The sequence below is a fragment of the Sporosarcina psychrophila genome (assembly GCF_001590685.1).
Lineage (GTDB): Bacteria > Bacillota > Bacilli > Bacillales_A > Planococcaceae > Sporosarcina > Sporosarcina psychrophila.
The window spans coordinates 2,000,281-2,024,121 of sequence record NZ_CP014616.1; the positions used below are offsets into that span (position 1 = coordinate 2,000,281).

Annotated in this window: 19 protein-coding genes, 1 pseudogene and 1 riboswitch; of the genes and pseudogenes, 11 read left to right on the forward strand and 9 right to left on the reverse strand. The window is 38.1% G+C overall.

Features of this window, described 5'->3' with window-relative positions:
* Positions 1-902: 902 nt before the first annotated feature.
* The 3 genes from AZE41_RS09570 to AZE41_RS09580 form a co-directional block, all read right to left on the reverse strand.
* Positions 903-1,454 (reverse strand): GDYXXLXY domain-containing protein, encoded by a 552-nt coding sequence (locus AZE41_RS09570; RefSeq protein WP_231885829.1) that lies wholly within the window; start codon positions 1,452-1,454, stop codon positions 903-905.
* Positions 1,435-2,526: a DUF2157 domain-containing protein gene (locus tag AZE41_RS09575; RefSeq protein ID WP_067208540.1), complete on the reverse strand. Its 1,092-nt coding sequence runs from the start codon at positions 2,524-2,526 to the stop codon at positions 1,435-1,437. Before AZE41_RS09575 ends, AZE41_RS09570 begins: the two co-directional genes overlap by 20 nt.
* Positions 2,527-2,722: 196 nt before the next feature.
* Positions 2,723-3,367: a 2OG-Fe(II) oxygenase gene (locus AZE41_RS09580; protein WP_067208541.1), complete on the reverse strand. Its 645-nt coding sequence runs from the start codon at positions 3,365-3,367 to the stop codon at positions 2,723-2,725.
* Positions 3,368-3,838: 471 nt separating this feature from the next.
* On the opposite strand from AZE41_RS09580, the gene AZE41_RS09585 reads away from it, so the two are divergent.
* The gene (locus AZE41_RS09585; protein WP_067208544.1) at positions 3,839-4,018 is read left to right on the forward strand and encodes a hypothetical protein; all 180 of its coding nucleotides are present in this window, start codon (positions 3,839-3,841) and stop codon (positions 4,016-4,018) included.
* Positions 4,019-4,130: 112 nt separating this feature from the next.
* Here the strand turns inward: AZE41_RS09585 and queE are convergent, their stop codons facing one another.
* From queE to queC, 3 genes are read right to left on the reverse strand one after another with little or no spacing between them, the layout of a single operon-like run.
* Complete coding sequence (gene queE / locus AZE41_RS09590) at positions 4,131-4,838, reverse strand: 7-carboxy-7-deazaguanine synthase QueE (RefSeq protein ID WP_067208547.1); 708 nt, start codon at positions 4,836-4,838, stop codon at positions 4,131-4,133.
* Complete coding sequence (gene queD, locus AZE41_RS09595; protein WP_067208550.1) at positions 4,835-5,260, reverse strand: 6-carboxytetrahydropterin synthase QueD; 426 nt, start codon at positions 5,258-5,260, stop codon at positions 4,835-4,837. The genes queE and queD overlap by 4 nt, the downstream gene beginning before the upstream one ends.
* Positions 5,257-5,925, reverse strand: coding sequence for a 7-cyano-7-deazaguanine synthase QueC (gene queC, locus AZE41_RS09600; RefSeq protein ID WP_156476003.1), 669 nt, complete (start codon positions 5,923-5,925; stop codon positions 5,257-5,259). Before queC ends, queD begins: the two co-directional genes overlap by 4 nt.
* Before the next feature lie 5 nt (positions 5,926-5,930).
* A riboswitch (PreQ1 riboswitch) is annotated at positions 5,931-5,974 on the reverse strand.
* A gap of 176 nt (positions 5,975-6,150) precedes the next feature.
* Between queC and AZE41_RS09605 the strand changes: the two genes are divergently transcribed.
* Positions 6,151-7,200 carry a 2,3-butanediol dehydrogenase gene (locus tag AZE41_RS09605; RefSeq protein ID WP_067208552.1) on the forward strand — a complete coding sequence of 350 codons (1,050 nt, stop codon included), beginning with the start codon at positions 6,151-6,153 and terminating at the stop codon, positions 7,198-7,200.
* Positions 7,201-7,434: 234 nt separating this feature from the next.
* Positions 7,435-8,523, forward strand: coding sequence for a metallophosphoesterase (locus tag AZE41_RS09610; RefSeq protein ID WP_067208554.1), 1,089 nt, complete (start codon positions 7,435-7,437; stop codon positions 8,521-8,523).
* Between the two features lie 113 nt (positions 8,524-8,636).
* Here the strand turns inward: AZE41_RS09610 and AZE41_RS09615 are convergent.
* Together AZE41_RS09615 and AZE41_RS09620 are read right to left on the reverse strand one after the other, a co-directional pair.
* A pseudogene (locus AZE41_RS09615) lies at positions 8,637-8,981 on the reverse strand (hypothetical protein); the annotation flags it as partial.
* A gap of 31 nt (positions 8,982-9,012) precedes the next feature.
* Positions 9,013-9,840 carry a C40 family peptidase gene (locus AZE41_RS09620; protein ID WP_067208562.1) on the reverse strand — a complete coding sequence of 276 codons (828 nt, stop codon included), beginning with the start codon at positions 9,838-9,840 and terminating at the stop codon, positions 9,013-9,015.
* A 400-nt stretch (positions 9,841-10,240) separates the two neighbouring features.
* Between AZE41_RS09620 and AZE41_RS09625 the strand changes: the two genes are divergently transcribed.
* From AZE41_RS09625 to AZE41_RS23650, 6 genes are all read left to right on the forward strand, one after another.
* Complete coding sequence (locus AZE41_RS09625) at positions 10,241-11,428, forward strand: branched-chain amino acid ABC transporter substrate-binding protein (protein WP_067208565.1); 1,188 nt, start codon at positions 10,241-10,243, stop codon at positions 11,426-11,428.
* A 142-nt stretch (positions 11,429-11,570) separates the two neighbouring features.
* On the forward strand, positions 11,571-12,557 hold the full coding sequence (locus AZE41_RS09630) for a branched-chain amino acid ABC transporter permease (RefSeq protein ID WP_067208566.1): 987 nt from the start codon (positions 11,571-11,573) through the stop codon (positions 12,555-12,557).
* A gap of 9 nt (positions 12,558-12,566) precedes the next feature.
* Complete coding sequence (locus tag AZE41_RS09635) at positions 12,567-13,853, forward strand: branched-chain amino acid ABC transporter permease (RefSeq protein WP_067208567.1); 1,287 nt, start codon at positions 12,567-12,569, stop codon at positions 13,851-13,853.
* Positions 13,854-13,871: 18 nt separating this feature from the next.
* Positions 13,872-14,648: an ABC transporter ATP-binding protein gene (locus AZE41_RS09640; protein WP_067208570.1), complete on the forward strand. Its 777-nt coding sequence runs from the start codon at positions 13,872-13,874 to the stop codon at positions 14,646-14,648.
* A gap of 11 nt (positions 14,649-14,659) precedes the next feature.
* Positions 14,660-15,361 carry an ABC transporter ATP-binding protein gene (locus AZE41_RS09645; RefSeq protein ID WP_067208573.1) on the forward strand — a complete coding sequence of 234 codons (702 nt, stop codon included), beginning with the start codon at positions 14,660-14,662 and terminating at the stop codon, positions 15,359-15,361.
* Between the two features lie 450 nt (positions 15,362-15,811).
* The gene (locus AZE41_RS23650) at positions 15,812-15,916 is read left to right on the forward strand and encodes a hypothetical protein (RefSeq protein WP_418064806.1); all 105 of its coding nucleotides are present in this window, start codon (positions 15,812-15,814) and stop codon (positions 15,914-15,916) included.
* A 486-nt stretch (positions 15,917-16,402) separates the two neighbouring features.
* On the opposite strand, the gene AZE41_RS09650 is transcribed toward AZE41_RS23650, so the two are convergent.
* The gene (locus AZE41_RS09650) at positions 16,403-17,236 is read right to left on the reverse strand and encodes a TetR/AcrR family transcriptional regulator (RefSeq protein WP_067208575.1); all 834 of its coding nucleotides are present in this window, start codon (positions 17,234-17,236) and stop codon (positions 16,403-16,405) included.
* A 100-nt stretch (positions 17,237-17,336) separates the two neighbouring features.
* On the opposite strand from AZE41_RS09650, the gene AZE41_RS09655 reads away from it, so the two are divergent.
* A complete protein-coding gene (locus AZE41_RS09655) occupies positions 17,337-20,423 on the forward strand; it encodes an efflux RND transporter permease subunit (RefSeq protein ID WP_067208578.1) in 3,087 nt (1,028 codons plus the stop codon).
* A gap of 1,358 nt (positions 20,424-21,781) precedes the next feature.
* A complete protein-coding gene (locus tag AZE41_RS09665) occupies positions 21,782-23,830 on the forward strand; it encodes a BglG family transcription antiterminator (protein WP_067208582.1) in 2,049 nt (682 codons plus the stop codon).
* Positions 23,831-23,841 lie beyond the last annotated feature (11 nt).

Below are 23,841 nucleotides of genomic sequence, written 5' to 3' on the forward strand. Positions count from 1 at the left end.
TTACCTTTTTCCACGATAATACTTACAGCCATATTAATTTAACATTAAACTATCTTATGTGTCAATAAGGTGAATTTTTTTAGTTGGTTAGATTTGAACGCAAAAAATTCTAAATAGTAATGTTGAAATAAAGAAATCCATTGGATTGATATGGCACTAGGGGATGCATTATGCCTAATTAGATCAGCTTCTGCGGCGTCATCACTCAGTAAATATTGCAATCCCTCAGTTCAATATTACATGTGTAGATTGGCCAAAGTTAACCAGTAAATGACTGCTTACTCCTTCTTTATAGCATTACTTTTTCGAATGTAAGGCAGTTACACTTGCAACCTTTCTTGAAAAATAGTTGCATTTTTTACTTGAACAATATAGACACGCGGTAAAGGTGTTGTGATCGTTTCGTCCAAAGCGAGCAAGAAATGTTCAAGTGAAAATGTAGACTTTTATGCATTTCTTACAAGTGCTTTATGTAAGAATGTAGTTAATCAACAGATGTGGTTCAATCTGTATGTACATTCGTAACGCGATCATTCCGCGTCTACTTTCACCTTGTGCATTTACCAAGTAGATCTGTATTAAATTTGGGGAATATCCGAACTTGGGTAACAGATGAATCCTTTTCCATTTATGAGTAGCATCCTTTCACTGAATAACATTTGTACATAAACCTAAAACATGAATTTGCTATTATCAATGAAAATGGAGACACTAGTACTTGTAACATATAGTGGAATACCGATTTACGTTGTGGGCTAACCGAACAAGCGGTGTAGACACAGTGATGCATTGGGTAAAGAGGACATGGTTTTGAATGAATAGCTAAAAAGCACTAAGCACGGAATCTGAATTGATTCCGTGCTTAGTGCTTTTATTGTGAATTTAAAGAAGGCGCGTATGCATTATTTAACCGCAGAAATATCCTGCAAAATTCCATAGCCATTTTTCACTTTCAAGTGCGCCATCAATCGGCCTTTCGCTGATAAATCTTCAAGTTCTTTGCCGGTGTTTTCCGGTACGAAGTAGCGTTCCAAGCCAAAATCGATGGAATGGACGTTAACACCATCAACATTCTGGTAATCATAACTGCTCAGTTTCCCAGTTAAATAGACGCTACCTCTTGGCTTTTTATCAGATAAACTATCCAACACATAGATATCGCCTTGCTTAACAAGTTTTCCGTAAACAGTTAACCCATTGGAATTCACCGACTTGTTGAGTTTGTCCAAAATCACAGTCGAAATTTCATTTTTCGGTACTTCCTCAATTTCATAACGGAGTGTGACATAATCACCGTACAGTAAATCTCTTGGATCTACTGGCACTGTCAGCAATGCTATATCATCTCCGTATGTCAATGTCCATAATGGTTTGACTGTCAGGCCGATTAATAGGAGAAGGGGGACAGTTAGTGCAACAATGAAACCAATACGCTTATTTTTCATCATGTTCATGTGCAATCACCGTTCCTCTCCGAGTTTTCTCGAACCAAAAACCAAAACCGACTAAAATCAAGCCTCCAACGATAAAGAATAACGATTTTGGCATAAAATTATATGACAAATCAGCGTAGAAGCGGAAGATCAATGTGCACACAATAAGAACCGCTGGCAAACTACCAATCTTCAAGAAGTACAACAGTATTATTGAAAAAATGATTGTGAAAATAATCGCTGCTATTCCTGTATTGTTTGACGGTATAAAATCCCCCCATGTACTTGGGAAAGTCAGATACAGCCCCGCCATTCCATAGACTACTGAACCAAGCCATTCGGATGGCAACTGGTATCGGCCAAATGGATAGAAGGCAAGAAACAACCCAAGTGCAAAGAATGTACATAAAATTAGTACTTCATGTAGATCGAAATAAATGAATAAATTGAATGAAAATAGTATAGTCAAAATGACATTGGAAATAAATAAAACTTTGGAATGACCCATCCGTCTTTCATTCATCCAAAACAGTAGCGGAATAATTAGTAGAAGTAGATAAGGAAATTCAACCGTTCCATTCAACACTTTGAAACCGTAAATGATGAAGAATAAGCTAGCAGACGCAAAAATGAGTTTGTCTTTCAAGTGATAGGCGAGTGGTAAAATACCGAGGCCCCACATGAAGAAATCTGTATAAACACCTTCACCCAGATTAAACATTTGACCAATTAGAAAAATCCCGGCGCCAAACACAAATACACCAATATAATAGAGACTTCGCGAAGTTTTCGGGTAAATATCTTCCATCTTATGACCACCTGCATAAAAGCCGGCTGTCCCAAGGAATAATAGTAAGAACTTCGCAAGTTTCGGTATTTCTTGCCAATTACCTGCGATGAAGCTAAGAATGCCAACGCCGATTAAAATCGCTCCGATGACTAGCAATACCCGTACAAAACTTAGTCGCTCAGTAGGCATATATTCTGCTAGAAGTTTGCGTGCCTGATTCGTTTCCAATTTTCCTGTTTGTTCCAAAAAGAGGAATTCCTTCTCAAGGATACGGTACTCTAATTTACTAATTTTCCTCTTCATCTCATTGACCTCCGTTTCTTTTAGACTCCCTTATGCTAAGTATACCCGCAATTATTGAGATGCAACAGTTTCCGTTTTTCGTAAATTAAGTACAATGTCACTTATCTACTCCTTTCTTTTTTCTATTATCATTCCTGCTTTTTTACAATTTTGATGGAATTTAACAAAATAAAAAAGCACTCATATTGAGCGCTTTTTATCTTAATTTTTGTTTTCTCATCCATTGCGTTGCGACCCACTTTTCTCCGGCTATAACTGGTGCTCCACCATGTAAAGTTAACTTGTTTAAATCATCATCACTATAGAAATACTCGAAATAAACTGCCATACCCTTGTGTGGGGTTACTGAGAGATTCAGTTTAGGGAAAAAAGTTTCTCCGCCTTGTTCTACATCATTTAAGTACATAATGAGCGTACTAATTCTATTATTGTTTGCTACTTTACTTGTTGATGAAAAAAAATCATAATGAGCTTTATACTCTTGACCAGGAGTATACTTAAGGATTTGAATTCCCTCTCCGTGTTCAATAGGAATATTCATGATAGTCGCAATTCTCTTTTCGACTCTAGCAACAGTTTCGTTTTCACTTTCACTTTCTTGAAAAAACATACTACTACTTGTTCTCAGTTCATCTATTTCACGAGTCTTCCCAATTTTTGAACGTTGCATTTTGTCCTTTGACAATTTGATTAGTTCATCACATTCTTCGTTACTTAAAACATTACCTAAAATTACTATCAATGGCTCTTCGAATCTAGTGATTATATCAATTTCTCTGTCTGTTTTTATTTTATTTCCAGCGTGATCAAATATAGTTTGTTCTTTATTCTCCGTTATCATCTTCAAACGACCCCTTAAACTATCTAATTTTCAGAACGAGTACGTTTATCCCGCATTAACGGGCAGTAAGACTTCCACTTCAAGTCTTCAAGGACACAAGAAGAATAAGTGGGGGATCAAATGCCCGTAAAAGCCCGAATGGTTAGGGCCAACGAGGAGGAATTGCAGTTCATTCCTCCCTGTTGGTTACTTAGGCTTTGCCACAGGACGTGGCAAAGCCTAAGTTCTTTAAACAATCAGTGGGGGATGAAGAACCCCCCTCTGATTGAAGATTAACTTTATTGGTAATGATTATACGTGTTAACGGTCTACTTTCACTTCAAATATTTGATTATAAGAGCATGCTCTTATAGTTTCTTCTTTGAATGATTTTATTTTATCATAGAATTTTAACATATCGCAAATTTGGTAACCATTTTAATGTTGGGATCTTTTCGTTAATATTGTGGCTAATAGTGAGGAAATTTAGATGTGGAAAATGACACCGTGTCGGCTCAATCTGTTGTAAAAGTAATAGTTGAAGTGATTTCAATGGGGAGAATGGAAGATTGGAAGGGAACAAAAGAGGACCTTTTATTAGGTTTATTGCCTTTACAAACCGATCAATTTAGAAAACTGCCTTCATCGATTTATAGTGAATTTCACAAGTAAAAGAACCAAGTGTCGGATTAGAACAATTCCGACGCTTGGTTCTTTATTAAATCATCTTTATATGTCAAAAATAGAGATGCAATACTGATCACAGAGAAATGAATAAGTCTTATCAGACGCCGCGTTTATTCCCCCATAGCAGAGTATGCAATTGTGGCAACACTTTGGCATCATTCATTATAGGGGAGTGGACTGTTAAATCAATTAACCACTCATATCGTTGTAACAATGTCGAAACGAGAAGTGCATCGTCAGTTGTCGTCGTATCGTCATTTCCTGTCTGTAGAAAGAAAGGAAACGCCGGATATCGCAGATGGACCTCTTCCGCAAACTTGAAATCCTTTTCATCGAAAATGACGACTTTCAAAGTAGCAGTCGTTTCAATCAGTTTCTCCATGAACGTATCCAGTTTACTGAAATCCGTCACCATCCCTGAACTTGGTGGTTTTGGGGAAAGCGTGATGTCATCAATTTTCAATAACCAATCCTGCCAAAAAGAAGCTTGCGTTTCAACTGCGACCTTCCAACCTTGTTCGTGGCACAAATCGACAAGTTCCCCAATTCCTTTATGAAGGGCAGGGTTCCCACCTGAAATTGTGACATGTGAAAATGACTGTCCGCCTATTGCTTTAAGTTCATCTATGATTTCTGCCGGCTGTTTCGAAGTGCTTTTTCCCGAACCGTCCCAAGTAAAACTGGAATCGCACCAAGAACAAGAATAATCACATCCAGCTGTTCGAACAAACATCGTCTTTAACCCCATGACCATTCCTTCGCCTTGAATAGTCGGACCGAATACTTCCATAACAGGAATCTTCATAGGACTACCTCCTGTTCAGGACGATAGATGACATAGCTAGTCGGCGTTTCTCGGACTATGACTTGAAGGCAGACAGGCTTGTTGTTTCTAGTTAGAAGAACTTCCTGGATTGATTTGCAAACCTGTTCTGCCAATTTCTCGGTCGTCGGGAAATTGTTCTTAAATTCAGGATGATCATTCAACACAGAATGATCGTATTTATCATGAATGAGGTTTTTGAGTTCCTTGAAATCAATCAGGAAACCGATTGAATCCAGTTCATTTCCTCCAATTGTTATGTTTAAGTAATACGTATGACCGTGCATTACTTGGCATTTTCCAGCATCTTCGCTTGGAATGAAATGTGCCGCAGAAAAATGCATGTCTTTGTTTAATTCAAAACGATATGAATGCTGAACTTGCGGATAAAATTGCTGCATCATTCAGAGACACCTACAGACTTTTTAGATAAATAGGTAGCGAGACCGTCATTCCGTAACACACAGGCAGGACATTTCCCGCAGCCTGTACTCGGAACTCCGTTGTAGCAAGTAAGTGTCTTGTTCTGCACAAAGTCGAACGCACCAAGTTCGTCAGACAAAGCCCAAACTTCGGACTTATCGAGCCACATCAAAGGCGTATGGATGACAAACCGCCCGTCCATAGCTAAATTCAGTGTCACATTCAACGATTTTATAAAATTGTCACGGCAATCAGGATAACCGCTAAAATCCGTTTCACTGACACCCGTAATTAAGTGCCGAGCACCAATCGCATCTGCATAGACCGCGGCAAATGACAGGAATAAATGATTCCTGCCTGGAACGAAAGTCGACGGCAATTCACCTACTACTTCATTCACTTCGATATCATCTCGCGTCAAGGCATTTGCTGACAGTTGGTTGATCAAATTCATATCCAGTACTTTAAACGATACTCCAAGCTCATCTGCAATTTTTCTAGCACACTCGATTTCCTCCGAATGGCGCTGACCATAGTCAAACGTCACCGTAGCAACTTCACGGAAATTTTTCAATGCCCAAAACAGGCATGTCGTACTATCTTGGCCGCCGCTAAAGACGACAACCGCTTTTTCATTTTTCACTATAAAACATCTCCTTAGTTTTTTAGAGAGGGAGTTTTCGAACCTCTTTTTTTGAACAACGTTAATGATAACATAAATAGGTGATGGAAGGGATTAGAAGAGGGGTTTGGAAACAGTTGCGCACACAATTCTTATAATACAATCCGCGTATTATAAGTCTATCGTTTAATGAATTGTTTAATTAGGTGTATGATAACTATGCAAACAACTTAAGGAGATGAATTATCAATGAGAGCAGCAGTATGGTATAAAGCCAATGATATTCGTGTTGAAGAGCGTGAAGTGAAAGAAGTTCTTGCAAATGATGTAAAAGTACGAGTGGCATGGACTGGTATTTGCGGCAGTGACTTGCATGAATACCATGAAGGCCCAGTATTAATTCCAGGAAATGGTCCGGATCCATTGACAAACCAGGAAGCGCCACTAACGTTAGGGCATGAGTTTTCAGGTATTGTTGAGGAAGTTGGTTCTGATGTGACACGCTTTAAAGCAGGAGATCGTGTCGTTATCAATCCGTTGATTACATATGGCAATAAATCGTCTGAGTATGATATATATGATGGCTTCACGTTTGTTGGACTAGGTTCTGACGGTGGATTTGCAGACTTTGCAGTCGTATCTGAGAAAAACGTTTATGCACTTCCGAAAGGTTTATCTCTTGAAGAAGGCGCACTTGTAGAACCGATGGCAGTTACTGTACAGGCCGTGAAAGAAGGCGGATTGCAAGCTGGTCAAACGGTTGCTGTATTTGGTGCTGGCCCGATTGGATTATTGACAATCATTGCTGCAAAAGCACAGGGTGCAAACAAAATTGTTGTATTTGACTTGTCTGAAGAGCGCTTGGAAAAGGCGTTGGCAGTAGGAGCTACACATGTGTTCAACTCAGGTAAAGTGAATCCTTTGGAAGTTGGAAAAGAGATTGAACCTGAAGGCTTTGATGTCTCGTTCGAGGTAGCTGGCGTAGAAATTACGTTGAACCAGGCAATTAAAATCACAAAAACGAGGGGGACGGTTGTTATTGTATCTATATTCCCGAAACCAGTTTCCTTCTCACCAATGGATTTAACGGCTTCCGGTATTAAAATTACATCAACACTAGCTTATGAGCCTGCAGTATTCCAGAAAACAATTGATATGATGGATTCTGGCGAAATTAACCCTAAAGAAATTATTACGAGCCGTATTGAGCTTGAAGAGCTTGTTGAAAAAGGTTTTGATGCGTTAACGAATGACAAAACGCAAGCGAAGATTCTTGTTAAATTGAGCGGCGAACAATAATACGATAGAATAGTTAAAAGTAAAGTACCCTGGTTGCATCTTTGGATGTTACTTAGGTACTTTTTTTAGGTGAATACCGTGGCGGACTAGGTTTATCTATCGCAAAAATAATCATTGATCTTCATGGCTAAAAAAACTATACAAAGCGAGAAGGGGAAGGGAACAATTTTTACGGTTACCATTACTCTCTAACTTTGTTCGGTAATTGATGTGATAAAGTGAGGGAAACAACAGATGTCATTTACAACTATTTTATTAATTTTGCTCGTCTTAGTGATCTATTTACTGTTATGTTTTTATATCGGATACAATGGCTGGGTATGGCTGAAAACAACGCAATTTGCTGCCTTCAAGAAAACCTATATAATGCTCATGATCTTACTTAGTTTGTCCTTTTTCATCGGACGGTTTTGGTCATGGGTACCTATCCAATTCATCGGCGGATTTTGGCTCGTGATTTTTGGCTATAGTTTACTATTATTACCTTTGATCAATCTCGCGGTCTACTTATTGAAAAAGAAATGGATTTTTCAAATCGGATTAGGGACGATATTATTCTTTGTTGTTGTGCTTATCTACGGTTCGTACAATGCTTGGAGTCCCGTTGTCACAACGTATGAGGTAGCTATCGATAAACCAGCTACAGAAAAAGAGTTAAAACTTGTCGTTGTATCCGATCTTCATCTCGGAAGCATTGTCGGTGAAAAGCATTTGGAACGTTTAGTTGCCGAAATTGAGGTATTACGCCCCGATCTAATCTTAATTCCTGGTGATATTATCGATGACTACATTGCTCCATACCTGGATAAAGAGATGGGGAAAATATTAGGAAAACTTCATGCACCACTTGGCGTTTACGCAGTACCTGGGAATCATGATTATTATGGCAATGATGTTGATCAATTAGTTATCGAAATGGATAAAATCGGCATCCATGTACTAGCAGACGAAACAGCACTCGTTTCCGATGACTTTTACATCATTGGTCGAAAAGATCTGGCGGCAAAGAGTAGGATTACAACAACTGCATTAGTTGCCGACTTAGACCAAAACAAACCAATGATTATGATGGACCATCAGCCCGTTGAATTTGACGAGGCAAGTGACAGTGGCATCGATTTACTGTTATCGGGACATACGCATAGAGGTCAACTATTTCCAGCTAATCTAATTACTCGATGGATTTTTGAAAATCATTATGGCCACATAATGAAAGGTCAGCTTCACTCAATCGTAACTTCTGGTTTTGGTACATGGGGCCCCCCTCTTAGAATCGGTAGCCGTGCTGAAATCGTAGAAATCAATCTCAAATTCCAGAAATGAAACGCAAAATAACAGGAGACATTGAGACAATGGCAAGCTGAAAGTTGGGGTTCTTTACAAAAAGGAAAAAACAGCTGAAAGAAAAGGATTTCCTTTTCTTTCAGCTGTTTTACTTATGGGTATTTGTTTTCAAAATCACAGTCTTTCAATGGAATCAATTTTGATTTGTGTTCTACTTTATAGACTAGCCAAACGATTAAGAACAGTAGTAAACCGACGTAGGGAATGACTACGCTATTCCAATCAATTCCGCTACCCATGAAAGCTTGAAAGTTTTGATCTAAAATAATGAAAATACATAGAAATAGCACCAATAATGGACCAAGCAGGAACCATTTTGCACGATTTGGAAGCTCTTTTATGTCGTGCGCCAAGTCCCAAAGAACGCGAGTGGACGTATACATGCCAGAGTTACCTGCAGATAATACGGCTGTTAGAATAATCGCATTCATAACGGATTCCATTGGTTTTACGAGTCAGGGTTTCTTTTTACAGCCGTTTAAAACTATCAAATTTTGATTTCCAGTAGCTGTTACTTAAGCTTGTTACTTGCGACTGCTTGCCCCCAGCATGCACGAACTTATTATTGCCAATGTAAATGCCGACGTGTGAAATGCCTTTGCGATATGTATTTTTGAAAAAGACCAAATCACCTGGTTTGGGCGAGGTTACTTTCTTCGATTGCGCAAATTGGCTAAGCGTGGTGCGTGAGATTTTTTTCCCTGATTGTTTGAAAGCATATTGTACGAAACCACTACAGTCAAAGCCGTTTTTTGTCGTCCCGCCAAATAGGTAGGGTATAAACCTTAGCTTCATTGCCTGATCAACAACGTTTTGAGAAGCGGTGGATGATTTGGAAGTTGATTTGTTTGCACTTGTTAAAAGAGAACTAAGTATCCATCCGGATGTTTTGTTGACTTTTACGTGAAACCAAACATCGTTCCCCAACTTTTTTTGCTGTGAAACAGTTAACGTCGTCCCTTTTTTTACATTAGTAACAACCTTATTTGTTGTACCAGCAGCGGAACGCACATTGACATTGGATTTTGTCTTAAAGGTTCCCTTTTTTGCTGAAATGCCGTTAGACGCTGAATTGGTTTTCTTAGCTGATGTTTGTAAGATTTGATTTGGATAGAGTGAATCTGACGTTAAGTTATTCCATTTTTTTAGATTGGTTATGGATACCTTGCTTGATTTTGAAATGTTCCATAGTGACTCCCCATTTTTAACTGTATGCGTGCTCGCTTCTACATCGCTATTTGCCATTCCGAATACTAAAGTGCCTGCTAAAAGTAGTGAACATGCAATTTTTCTCATTATGTATTTCAGCCACCTTTTCTATTAATCATTGACTGGTCAATGCCTATACGTTTAATAGTAGAGAACTGAATATGCAAGTACAACAGCAATTTGATTACAGATTCATTACGCGTCCGTAAAAATAACGGGATATCTTGGACTTGCATCCAACTTTAGTTAACATTTGCCGTAGGCAGCTTAAATCATAGACTTCTCTCGGTTCACTGGTTGAACTGGGGAGAGGTTTTTTTATTGAATATGGCACAAAACAAACATTCTTTTGTGGATTTCTCATTATTGTGCTTAACTGGAACTAAATTCCTGAAAATAAAAATGAATAATCTGTCCTAATTCTTGTTTCTAATCAATATACATATACAAAGGCTTGTACTTCAATTAAGAAGAATGGGGGGTCAACATGAAGGTCAAAAAATCTTTAGCTTTATTGTTAGCGGGAGTTTTGGTGGTAGGTATGTTAGTGGGCTGTGGTTCAAAGCCCAAAACGACTGGGGGAAAAGATTTACCGATTATTAAAATCGCTACTCAGACACCACTATCAGGAGGTAGTGCCGCAATTGGAGAAGTAATTAAGCTAGGTGCACAGCTTGCATTAGACGACCAAAAGGAAAAGTTTAAAGAATTAGGATTTGAGTTGCAACTCGTCCCTTTCGATGACCAAGCCGATCCCAAAAAAGGGGTGGCCAATGCTCAATTAATAGGTGCAGATAAATCTATATTCGCAGTTGTCGGTCACTTCAACTCAGGTGTTGCTATCCCATCTTCAGAAGTATATGAAAAATACAGTATTCCAATGGTTTCACCAGCCAACTCAGCAACTGAAGTTACAGATAGAGGATTAAAAACAGTGAATCGTATCGTTGCTCGAGATGATTCTCAAGGTCCAGCAGGGGCTGATTATGCAGTTAACACTTTAAAAGCAAAGAAAATCTTTATCGTTCAAGATAAAACAGCATACGGTACGGGGCTTGCGAAAGCCTTCGAAAAAGGTGCTGAAGATGCAGGAGCTGAAATTCTTGGGTTTGAAGGGATTACGCTTGGAGAGAAAGATTTTAATGGAGTTCTAAACCAAATCCTTTCTAAGAAACCAGATCTAGTATACTTCGGGGGAATCTACGCAGAAGGCGGGCTATTAATAAAACAAGCGAGAGAAAAAGGTATTAATATCCCGATTATGGGTGGAGACGGATTAGATTCTTCTACACTCGTTGAAATTGCTGGAGATGCAATTAAAAATACGTACATTACTACTCTAGCAGGAGATCCTGCTGAATCAGAAGCTGGAAAAGAGTTTATGGAAAGGTACAAAGAAATTAACAATCGTGATGCAGAAGCATACTCAGTATACGGCTATGACACTATGGGAGTGGTATTAAAAGGTATCGAGAATGCAATTACAGCAAATAATAATAAATTGCCGACACGCGAGCAAGTTAGAGATGCTGTTCGTGGAATAAAAGATTATCAAGGTGTGTTGACAACAGTAAGCTTTGATGACATTGGCGACAATAAGTATGCAAAAGTATTTATTTTTAATTATAAAGAAGCTAGTTATCCACCGCAATTAGAAGGTGAAGTCGAAAATTAAGTAGCTTGGAAGGGTACGATTCATTTTGACTGTCTAGCTCCAGGCGCCAGCTCCTCGGTCATAAGTCAGACCGGCTTATGTCTGTCGGAGCTGTGCGGCGCCTTGCGCTTTCTTTTATACACCTTGGACAAGGAGGTAGCTTATGCTGAACGAAATAATACAAACGATCCCGCAAGTCTTGATTGATGGCCTTGCCCTAGGAACTGTGTATGCTGTAATTGCTTTAGGGTACACAATGGTTTATGGGATATTAGAATTAATTAACTTTGCACACGGGGAAATCTTTATGACAGGTGCTTTTATTGGGACAGCCCTATTAATCTTTATGACAGGCACTGGATGGGGGGCGGCGCTACCTGCCATTGTTATGCTAATTATTGTACTCATTGTAACTGCTTTTCTAACAGGTTTTTTGGGGATGGGTATTGAAAGATTGGCATATAGACCATTACGCAATGCACCTAGATTAATCCCGCTTATTACAGCGATTGGCATTTCATTTTTATTACAAGATATTGTAAGACTCATAGCAGAATTAACAAAAGGAAACTACATTGTAACGGGACCTAGTCTTTTTACAGAACAAGTTTTGATTAAAACTTCTTCCATAAGTTCCATTTTTAATGATGCATCTATAAAAACATCATTTATTATTGTGTTAGTTACAGCGGTAATTATGATGATTGCTCTAGATATATTTGTGAATAGGACAAGATGGGGAATGGCGATGCGGGCTGTTGCACAAGATCGAGAAACAGCTTCCTTGATGACAGTAAATGTGAATAAAGTTATTTCAATAACCTTTTTTGTAGGATCTGCTCTTGGGGGCGCAACGGGGGTATTATTTGCTGTACAATACGGAACCATAGATCCTTATATTGGATTTATTCTTGGGTTGAAGGCATTTACCGCGGCAGTAATAGGGGGCATAGGAAATATTCGTGGCGCAATGATTGGCGGTTTACTACTTGGGGTATTAGAAATGTTTGCATCTGCTAATTTAACACTTTTAACTGGTGGCATATTTGGTGCCGAATACAAAGATGTGTTTGCGTTTGCGATATTGATCATCGTGTTACTTTTTAAACCGGAGGGCTTATTAGGCAAACCGGTCACTGAGAAAGTGTAGGTGAGAAGATTGAAAACTCTATGGAAAAAATATGAACAAAACAAACTTGCGCATGGAATCTTTCTTCTAATTTACATCGGAGTTACATCACTAAGTTTATATACGGCACAGAAGTCAGTTGCCGCCTTTCTACTTCTATTAACTTCGTTATTACTGCTATATTTTACAAAGTTTACTAATCTCACAAAATGGTTGATAGCGGGTTTTGTACTAGTGTTTTTACTGCCGTTCACAGCTAGTAATGGTGATGCTTATCAATCTTACATGGAAGTTTCGACACTTGTTGGTATCTATATTGCTATGGCTTTAGGATTAAATATTGTAGTTGGTATGGCTGGGCTTCTTGATTTGGGTTTTGTAGCATTTTTCGCAGTTGGGGCATACACATATGGTATTTTTGCTACAGCGCAAGCATCTAATTTTATGCCATTTGGAACTTTCCCTTTATCGGGAGAAAGCTTTTGGCTATTTATTATCATAGGTGGATTGGTAGCTGCGTTGTTTGGAATTCTACTTGGAATTCCAGTTCTCCGGGTTAAGGGAGATTATCTAGCTATTGTTACGTTAGGTTTTGGAGAGATCATTAGAATTATATTTAATAATCTAGATCGCCCCATTAATATAACAAACGGTGCAATGGGAATTTCTTCCGTAACTCCACCTAGATTATTTGGGATCGATTTCCTATATCCTAGCCAATTTTATTACATTGTACTTGTTCTCCTATTTTTCACGATCTTTACAGTTCGTCGTTTTGAACACTCCAAAATAGGGCGTTCGTGGAAGGCTGTTAGGGAAAATGAAATAGCTGCTCAAGCTATGGGTGTACCTTTAGTTCGGACAAAACTAATGGCGTTTGCGATTGGTGCTACCTTCTCAGGGATGATGGGTGTCGTCTTTGCTGCTAAACAAGCATTTGTAGACCCTACAAGCTTTACACTACTTGAGTCAATTACGATATTAGTAATGGTGGTTTTGGGTGGTATGGGAAGTGTCCCGGGCGTTATTCTTGGGGCGGCCGTTATGACGATTCTGAATCTCCAAGTATTGACGGAAATGACAAATTGGTTAAATCAACTAAGCTTGTCGGGGATAATTTCGATTCCATATGCATTATCACCAGCTAAAATGCAACGTTTCATATTTGGAGCCCTATTAATCCTCTTTGCTTTATATAGACCAAAGGGACTCTTGCCAGCAAAAAACCGTATATTTATCGAAAAGGATTTACAAGGAGTAAATAGGAAAGCTAAGTTAGTAACAACGCAGGAACAATCGGAAAATGAGAAGCTGTAGCAGAAGGGGGTGCAGTAATTGTCTATTTTAGAAGTTCGAAATATAACAAAAAAATTTGGCGGTCTAACAGCAAATCAAGATGTATCAATGACAGTAGAGAAAAACTCAATTACAGCAGTTATTGGACCGAATGGTGCTGGAAAAACAACATTTTTTAATATGATAACCGGTATTTATCAGCCAACGTCGGGCATAATCCTCCTTGAAAATGAAAAAATAAACGGATTAAAACCGCATGACGTTTCAAAAAAAGGGATTTCGAGGACATTTCAAAATATCCGCTTGTTTAATGAAATGTCAGTACTTGAAAATGTCCTTGTGGGTATGCATACCCATTTAAAAGCAGGTCTAATGGGTATTTTATTAAATCTTCCTGCCATTCGGAAGGAAGAGAAGGCTTCAGAAATGAATGCATATAACTTATTGGAATATGTAGGACTAGCTCATCTTTTAAATGAAAAAGCATGTAATCTAAGTTATGGCGCACAAAGAAGACTGGAAATTGCAAGAGCCCTTGCTGCTAATCCAAAGGTTTTATTATTAGATGAACCTGCGGCAGGCATGAATCCAAAAGAAACAAAAAATCTAACTCAGCTTATACAGAGCATGAAACATGAATTCAATCTAACCGTTATCTTGATTGAGCACGATATGAAGCTCGTCATGGAAATCTCTGAACATATTGTTGTATTGGATCATGGCGAAAAAATTGCGGAAGGTAAGCCTGAGAACATCAGAAATAATCCAAAGGTTATAGAAGCATACCTAGGATCGGGAGCTATTCAAACGGGATAGGGGGACACTATATGCTTCAATTAGTAAATGTTGAATCCTATTATGGTGGTATACATGCCTTAAAGGGTATAGACGTGTTAGTGAAAAAGGGAGAAATTGTAACACTTATAGGTAGTAATGGAGCTGGAAAATCAACCACACTAAAAACCATAAGCGGATTGGTGAAAGTAAAGACTGGCAACATTATATATAATGGACAGGAAATCTCAAACAAGCCTGCCCATGAAACGACTTTATTAGGAATTGCTCATGTTCCCGAAGGTAGAAGGATTTTTTCGAAACTGTCGGTTAAGGAGAATTTGCTAATGGGAGCATTCTCTGTGAAAAATAAATATGTGATTAATGAAAGAATGGAAAGAGTATTTCACTATTTCCCGAAATTAAAAGATCGTATCGAGCAAAAGGGCGGTACGATGAGCGGAGGGGAACAGCAAATGCTTGCCATCGGGAGAGCACTCATGATGGAACCGGATTTATTAATGCTAGACGAACCTTCAATGGGGCTTGCCCCAATAATTGTGGAACAAATTTTTGAAATCATAAAAGAATTAAATCGAGAAGGCATAACCATTTTACTTGTGGAACAAAATGCTTATCAAGCGCTGCAAATTGCGCATAGAGGTTATGTTATTCAAACAGGAGAAATAAAACTTCAAGGAAACGGCTATGATTTGATTACTAATGAAGAAGTCCGCGAAGCGTATTTGGCATAGTAGCAAGTAAGATTTTAAGTATAGGATTTTGTAGCCAATCTATTCAAAAACGCTTAGATATTAAATATCCAAGCGTTTTTTTAGGTGTTGTAACAGATGTATTAGGTCCGTATTAGCATTGCGTTAGTTAAGAAGGCTGGGTTCGCGTTGATTTCGGAATTTCTTTATATCCTACTCACTTAATACTGAATTGTGTCGTAATTATATGCCTAATTTAGTATATAAATACTTTCACTTAGAGAAAGAGCTATCTTCTGTAAATAGTTGCAGAAAATTTCTTAGCGTAAAAGAATTATACGTATCTTTTTTCGTTTTAATACCTAATCTCCATTTATTGCCGGAATATACTCAGCCATTTTAGGGTTGTTTCTCCCTTCAGGCGGTGGAAAGTGGATTGTGCAAGTATACAATGCTTCAGAAGCACTTCCCAACATGATAAATCCATTCTTTATGTTACCTTTATTGGGTGTCCTTGATGTCAAAGCAAAAGATCGCGCTGGATATTCCATTTTGCAACTGATTTTTCACGCTCCCGTTGTCCTTTTCTTAGTGTAGATCTTAGCAAAACAATGCCCTATATTTGAATAGTATGTTTAATAGATTTTGAGCCCTTGGGAACTCCAGTAAGAGTTTCCAAGGGCTCTTTGTAGTATTGTGTTATGGGATATTCACTAGTGTTGTTGTTTTCCCTTAAAGGAGATTTCAAATGAAGTGAGAAGTAGCACACCTTCATACAAATTTTCAACTGACCAATCCTCTTAGCTCAGTAGATTTTTGGACTTCGATAACAATGCGTTCATTATTTGTCTGATAGACTATCGTATTTTTATCTGCTTGCATTAACGATTTTGTTGCGTCCTCAACTATGTCTTGTTGATTTTGGGGCAATTATTTCATCGTTCCTATCAATAGTGGTGATTTTATCATTAAAGTCAGTGTTATCTTTGTGAAAAATTCCGAGCAGATTCAAGGATTTGTTTCGTATTTCCGTAATTAATGGCGAGTACATTTGACCTGCACAAAAGTCTAATCCTGTGTCATTTAAAACCCAAAATAATTCCGAAGTAAATAAGCCACCCATTTACAATGAGGATGATTTCGAATGTTTTCGAGTAACCCTTTCACAAGAGCAGGACTTAAAGTAGGTTTAAGTAGCTGTTGCTTAAGCAGAATTAACGATTCTTTTTCAATAGAATCCTCAATTTCTTTTATATTTTGTTCAATGATTTCAAGGATTTGCTCCTTTGTTGTTTCTTCCTGCATTGGTTGTTTAAACAGTTGAACTAGCTCGTTTGAAATAAATGGAAGGGTAATATGCTTGGCTAGTATATTCGTTTTCTCAACCAGCGATTGAGCAAGTAATTTCGAATCTAATGGCAAGTTATAGAATAAAAATAACTCTGAATAGTTTTTCATAAAGCCTTTAATGCAGTAAATTAAATCGTGCTTTATCTGTTCAATTTCTTCGCCGTATAATCGTTCAACCATCGATAAAATTACTTTCTCCATCAATTGATCGTATGCACGAATTTTTAAGATGAACTCTTCGTTAAATGATTGCATTTGTTCTTTAATAAGAATTTTGCCAAAGTCAGAGTGCTTATGAAAAGAATCGAAAGTCGTGTAATAAAAATTGAATAACAAATCTTCATCATTTTTCGTGGTATTGACTTCATAGTCAATACTGGTTATAAATTGGATCATAAAATGATCAATCAATGCTAAAATCAATTCGTCCTTTGACTTGAAAGATAGGTAGAAGGCGCCTTTAGAAATCCCGCAATGTGCTGTTATCTGTTGTACAGAGGTAGCTTCAAAACCTTGTTCTGCAAAAAGTTCTAAAGCCTTATCCATAATTAGTTGTTTTTTTATCATTATGATTATATCGCTCCTAGGGTTTATCATTGACAACTGACTCATTAGTCATTAGTATAAATATTTGAGTTCGTAAAGTCAATTTGGGGAAGGTGTAAGAATGAAAGGGTTAGTCAATTTTGTCCTAAAGAATAAATTAGCAGTATGGCTACTTACAATTATCATTGTTGTATCCGGTATATATTCAAGTACACAAATGAAAACGGAGACGTTGCCAGATATATCAATTCCTTACTTAATGGTAATGGGTGTCTATCCTGGAGCTACTCCAGAGCAAGTGATGAAAGATGTCTCCATTCCATTAGAGAAAGCGGTAGACAATCTTGAACATGTGAAAGCCGTTTTTTCAAATTCTTATTCTAATATGTCAAGTATTCAAGTGGAATACGAATATGGCATAGATATGGAAGAGGCGAAACGTGCATTAACTTCCGCACTAGATGCAGTGTCTTTACCAGAAGGAGCACAAGCGCCAACGATTACAGCAATTAGCATGAATATGATGCCGGTTGTCGCACTAAGTGTAAGTAGTCAAACAGAAGATATTGTTGAATTAACGTCAACAGTAGAGGAAATACTACTTCCGAAAATCGAGAAAATCGATGGAATTGCATCTGCAACGATTGCAGGTCAGCATATTGAAGAAGTGCAACTTACGTATAAAGATGAAGAGATGGCTGCACTGGGCATAACGCCAGATACAGTCAAGCAAATGATCGAAGCAAGTGATTTAGCTGTGTCACTGGGTCTTTACGAGTTTGAAGAAGGTGAGCAAGCTGTTTCAGTAGACGGCAAGTTCATGACTGCTGATGAATTAAAGGAAATGCTTATTCCTGTAACACCATCCGCAACAAACACAGCACCATTTGTGAAGCTTAGCGATATTGCTACAATTGATGTCGTAGGTAGAGAAGAGTCGGTTTCACGTACAAACGGTGAAAATGCCATTGCCATTCAAATTATTAAAGGGCAACAAGCAAACACAGTTGATGTTGTAAACGCTGTGAAGGACTTAATTAAAGAAGAACAGAAAACAATAGACGGTCTTGTCATCGATGTATCACTTGACCAAGGTGCGCCAATTGAAGCTTCAGTATCAACGATGATTGAAAAAGCGTTATTTGGTGGTTTGATCGCCATTTTAATCATTCTTCTGTTCCTTCGTGATTTCAAATCAACAATTATTTCGATCATATCCATTCCAGTTTCGATTTTCATGGCTTTACTGTTACTAAACTGGTTGGGTATTACGTTAAATATTATGACGCTTGGTGCGATTACGGTTGCCATCGGACGTGTAATCGATGACTCGATTGTCGTCGTTGAAAATATTTATCGTCGTTTGCATTTAAAAACAGAAAAATTATCAGGCCGGGCACTTGTGCGTGAAGCGACGATTGAAATGTTCAAACCAATCATGTCTTCAACATTAGTGACAGTTGCGGTATTTGCGCCACTTATTTTCGTTGGTGGTATGGTCGGTGAGCTATTCTTACCATTTGCATTAACAATGACGTTTGCGCTTGTTGCTTCGTTAATTGTTGCCATTACAATTGTACCTGCATTATCTCACTTCTTATTTAAGAAAAAGTTATATAGTGAGAAGACAGAAAGCCGCCATAAAGAGGTCGGTAAATTAGCTACATGGTACAAAGGTGTTCTGGGCTGGACATTAAACCATAAAGTCATTACTTCACTAATTGCTGTCGTTATGTTGGCAGGCAGTGTGGCATTAACGCCATTAATTGGTTTTAGCTTTATGGGTAGTGAAGAAGAAAAAGTGATGTACTTAACGTACACGCCGGAAACAGGCGAGCTAATGGAAGATACGTTAGCAAATATTGAAATTGTAGAACAAAAGTTATTAAAAAATAAAGATATTGACATTGTTCAACTATCTGTTACTGATTCCGGCGATGCAATGTCCGCGATGATGGGCGGAGGATCTGGTGGCGCTTTAATGTACCTCATTTTCGACCCGGATATGAAGAACTTTGCGGAAGCTCGTACGGAAATTGAAGACTATGTGTTCGACATTGGTCAATCAGGCGAATGGAAGAGCCAAGACTTCACTTCAATGTCAATGCCTACGGGTGGGGTTAGCTACACATTCTACAGTGAAAATTTAGATAAACTAAATGAAGCTGTAAAAATGGTAGAAGGTGTTATAAATGAAAACGATCGCTTAGAAGATGTTTCTTCAAGTGCAAAAGATGCTTACGTTGAATACAAATTCAAAGTAGAGCAAGATGAATTACTGCAGTATGGCTTAACAACGGGGCAAATCGTGATGATGCTAAACCCGATGCGTACAAACGATGTATTAACAACGGTTGAAAAAGATAAAAATACATTAGAAGTAATCGTGCAGCAAGAAGAAGCTGTACAACCAAAATCAATCGATGATCTTTTGGCGACAGAGATACCGACAGCACTCGGTACGACAATGAAACTTTCTGAGCTGGTAACAGTTGAGGAAGGGACTACGTTAAATGCACTTGCTCGAAGCCAAGGTGAATATTACGCAACAGTTTCAGGAACAATCATTGATGCTGATATTTCAAAAGCGACATCTGAAGTAGATAAAGCAATTGATAAACTTGATTTACCTAAAGGTGTTACGGTCGGTGTTGCTGGTGTGGCAGCGGATATGACGGAGACATTTACACAACTTATTGTGGCAATGCTTGCGGCAGTAGCAATTGTCTTCTTCATCCTGGTTGTAACATTCCGTGAGGGCGTCGCACCATTCGCGATTCTCGTCTCGTTACCATTTGCAGTCATTGGTTCATTTGTTGGTTTATTAATCGCGGGTGAAACAATCTCTGTATCGGTCATGATGGGGCTATTAATGTTAATCGGTATCGTTGTTACGAACGCGATTGTACTAGTAGACCGTATTATCCGTATGGAACGTAGCGGTTTGAAAATGCGTGAAGCAGTTCTTGAAGCGGGTGTGACGCGTTTACGTCCAATTCTTATGACTGCGATTGCTACGATCGGTGCACTAATTCCATTAGCAATTGGATCAGGCGGCGGTGGCGGTTTGATCTCCAAAGGTCTTGGTATTACAGTAATCGGTGGTTTAATCAGTTCAACGTTATTGACACTGATTGTTGTTCCGATCGCTTACGAACTATTATCCAAGCTTTTCAAGAAAAACCGTAAAGAAATAGAAGAAGATTAATTGATCTAACTAACAAAAACGACCTCATCTATTTATAGATGAGGTCGTTTTTGTTAGTGGATGCTACCTACGGATACCAAACAAAATCACTTTCACATGGGGCACTCTATATTAAGCAATAAAATCAATTCATCTTTCTGAATTTCTCAATTGCTCAATTGCTTCCTTTGAAAGTTAGTTTCAAGTTCTTTAAACCAATGATCCCCGCTCAATCTATTCGATTATTATGACGATGTGTCACATGGATTAATCGACAAAGCCATATTTTTCGATGTTTTTATGAAGTTTGATGTGTCAGTGGAGTTAAAGCTTCCTTGGTGAATTAAAGTGAAATCGAGGTATAATTGGGGCAGCAGTACTGTGTTTTGGCGGTGAAAATTGGGTCAGGTTGAATTGCAAGTGTATGCTAAATGCCACAAGCAGCTAGCTGGAAACTTCAATCAGTTTCAAGAGCGCTGTATATCGATCGAATACATTGATGAATATATGATATTTACAGTCTCTTTAGCGGATGAAGAGCTAGAGCCTGTATATGCTTGGAGAGGATTTGGAAATTATAGGACGAGCATGGAATACGCTGTCTGATTGACCAGAGGATTTCGTATCGTCCATTGAAAAGGGCATACTATTTTCTGGGGATGGAGGAAGAAAGTCTACTTACTTCGGTCTCAATTCATGTATTTATGTTTTACAATAAAGGAGTTCTGACTGAAGTATTTTAAGAGTACTTGAAAGTTTATATGGACAAATTATTGTTATCAAATGGCTCGCTGTGAAGGGTGCCTGGGACTAACGTATTAGTACTATATATGTTGAATTAAAGAATCCCATTGAATTTACTGTGGCGCTCAATAAGGAGAGAGTTGTATTTCGGGGTGTGGATTGTAGAACACTCGGCGCTTTGGAGATGCCTTTTCCGCGCCTGTGCTAGGGTATTCATTATCGAGAGAAATGTGATTTTGAGATGTATATGCCGAGACTATAATGTGATTACTAGTTGCTACTAATTCTATTCAAGAAAGATGCACTCCAGGTTGCAGATCTCATCACAAATTATGAAATGCTCTTTCTCACATAGACCATCCACAAAGCGTCGAAGCGGTATTGGCGGGAATTCTAATTAGTTCTAAGTATTGGGACTTTTTTTAGCGGCCTCCCAAAAGCCCTTGTAAAGCGCATACGCCGTATTCATTTGTTCAACATATATAGATCCCTAAAATTAAGTGGAAATGCCCAAAGTTAAATACGATAGAAAAGTGAATACCAATAGAACACGAACACTCAGACAACTTTTGTGACCAAATGTAATATTAAGTGAAAGCGTTTTCGAGTATAGTTTTTGTAAGGGGGAGCTAGTTATGTTGGAGAGCAGAAGCTTGAATACATATTTCCAATTAATGAAATTGAAGCCAGTACAGCTATCCTGGTTTATTGACATGCTGAACTTATCCGGACGTCAGTTTCAATATGATGTAGAAAAAATAAATAACTACTTAATTGGCGAGGGAATGTCACCGATTCGCATTTCAAATGACCGAATTCTCATACCAACTGAGGTTATTAATTTTTGGAAAGATAACAACACAGATTTTACAACAAATCAATTTTCTTTTGACCAGGAAGAACGCGTGATCATTATCTTGTTATATACCTTTATCAGGCGCGAACCCCTTTCTAATTTTCACTTTCAAAATACTTTTGGAATTAGTAAAAATACTGTCAGTGCAGATGTAAAACGGGTCAATCGGTTTTGTATCGATTTCCGAGTTGAGATGCGCTATACACGTGAGCAAGGATATCATTTAAAAGGATCAGAAGAAGATAAGCGGAATTTGATGCTCAAGGCGATTTCAATATTGAAAGTTAAGCCACATGCACATGAGAAATTCACTTTTATATTTCAGCAGCAACAGTTTGAGAATCAATATGATCTTTATCAGCAAATTTTGAAGGATTTTGAACAGCAATATTCATTTACATTCATTGAAGAAAGATTGGATGAATTTATTTACTTACTTCAAATGATCCATATTCGCCAACGGCAACAAAAAAGGGTGTTGATTTATCCGGATACGGTGAGTTTTCTAGAAAAGAAAAAAGCTTTCATAGTTTCGGGATTGATTCAGCAACGTTTAGGATATACGACTCACCCGGAAGAAGTATCCTTTCTAACAATCCAGCTGCTCGGTATATGCCAAGGAGAAGTTAGCCCTACTAGGACTGATACTCTGCTTGAAATCACGGAACAAATTGTTGTTAGTTTTGAACGTTATGCATGTATCCAATTGCTAGATAGAAACAAAGCAATTGAAACGTTATATTTGCATTTTAAACCGGCTTATTACCGAATGCTCTTTAAAATACCAATTACAAATGCGTTGCTTGCTGAAATTAAGGAAGAGCATCATGATTTGTTTACAGTTGTAAAGGAAGTACTAAAACCTATTGAAGAAATGCTGAATATTAAAATACCTGAAGATGAGGTTGGCTTCCTCACCCTTCATTTTGGTGGGTTACTTAAGCTGGATAGTGAGAGTCAAAGTAAAGTATTCAGGGCTCTAATTGTTTGTCCAAATGGGATTAGTTCCAGCATAATGCTAGAAAACCAATTAAAATCGCTTTTTCCGCAATTTCATTGGACTTCATCGCTTTCATCCTATGACTTTCAGCATCTCGATGAAGCGAAGTATGATTTAGTATTTTCCACTGTTTTACTTAAAACAAAAAAACCGTTGTATATGATTAGACCGATCATGAGCGAAATGGAAAAGAATGAACTCGTCCAAACGGTAAAAGGGATGACGCTTCAACAGCCTTACCATTATCCAACTTCGGATGAATTAATGAAAATCATTCGCCAATATGCAGACATCAAACAGCCAGAGTTGTTAAAAAGTGCATTGCAGCACGCGTTATTTCAAAAGGATAGCTTGAATACGAGGAGGAAACAACCGGTGCTAAAAGATTTATTAATCGAAGAAAATATTCAATTTATGGATGAAATCGAAAATTGGAAAGATGCAATCAAGAAAGCAGCAGAACCGCTACTGGTAAACGATTCAATTACAAATCAATATATTGACGTAATGATTGAGAACGTTGAGACAATGGGACCGTACATTATCATTGGTGAGCAAATTGCAATCCCTCATGCACGCCCAGAATTCGGTGTTAAAAAATTAGGAATGAGCTTGTTGAAACTAAAAAAATCTGCGCACTTATTAAACAGTGAAGCCAATCAAGTTGAAATATTTATTTGTTTAGCTGCGATTGATAATCAAACACACCTAAAGGCGTTGGCTCAATTGACAAAGTTGTTAAGTGATCCTATTAAATTGCAATATTTAAAGGAGGCGGAGACAAAACAGGATATTCTTGACTTAGTTTCAGAGTTCTCAGTTCAGTAGGTTTGTAACGT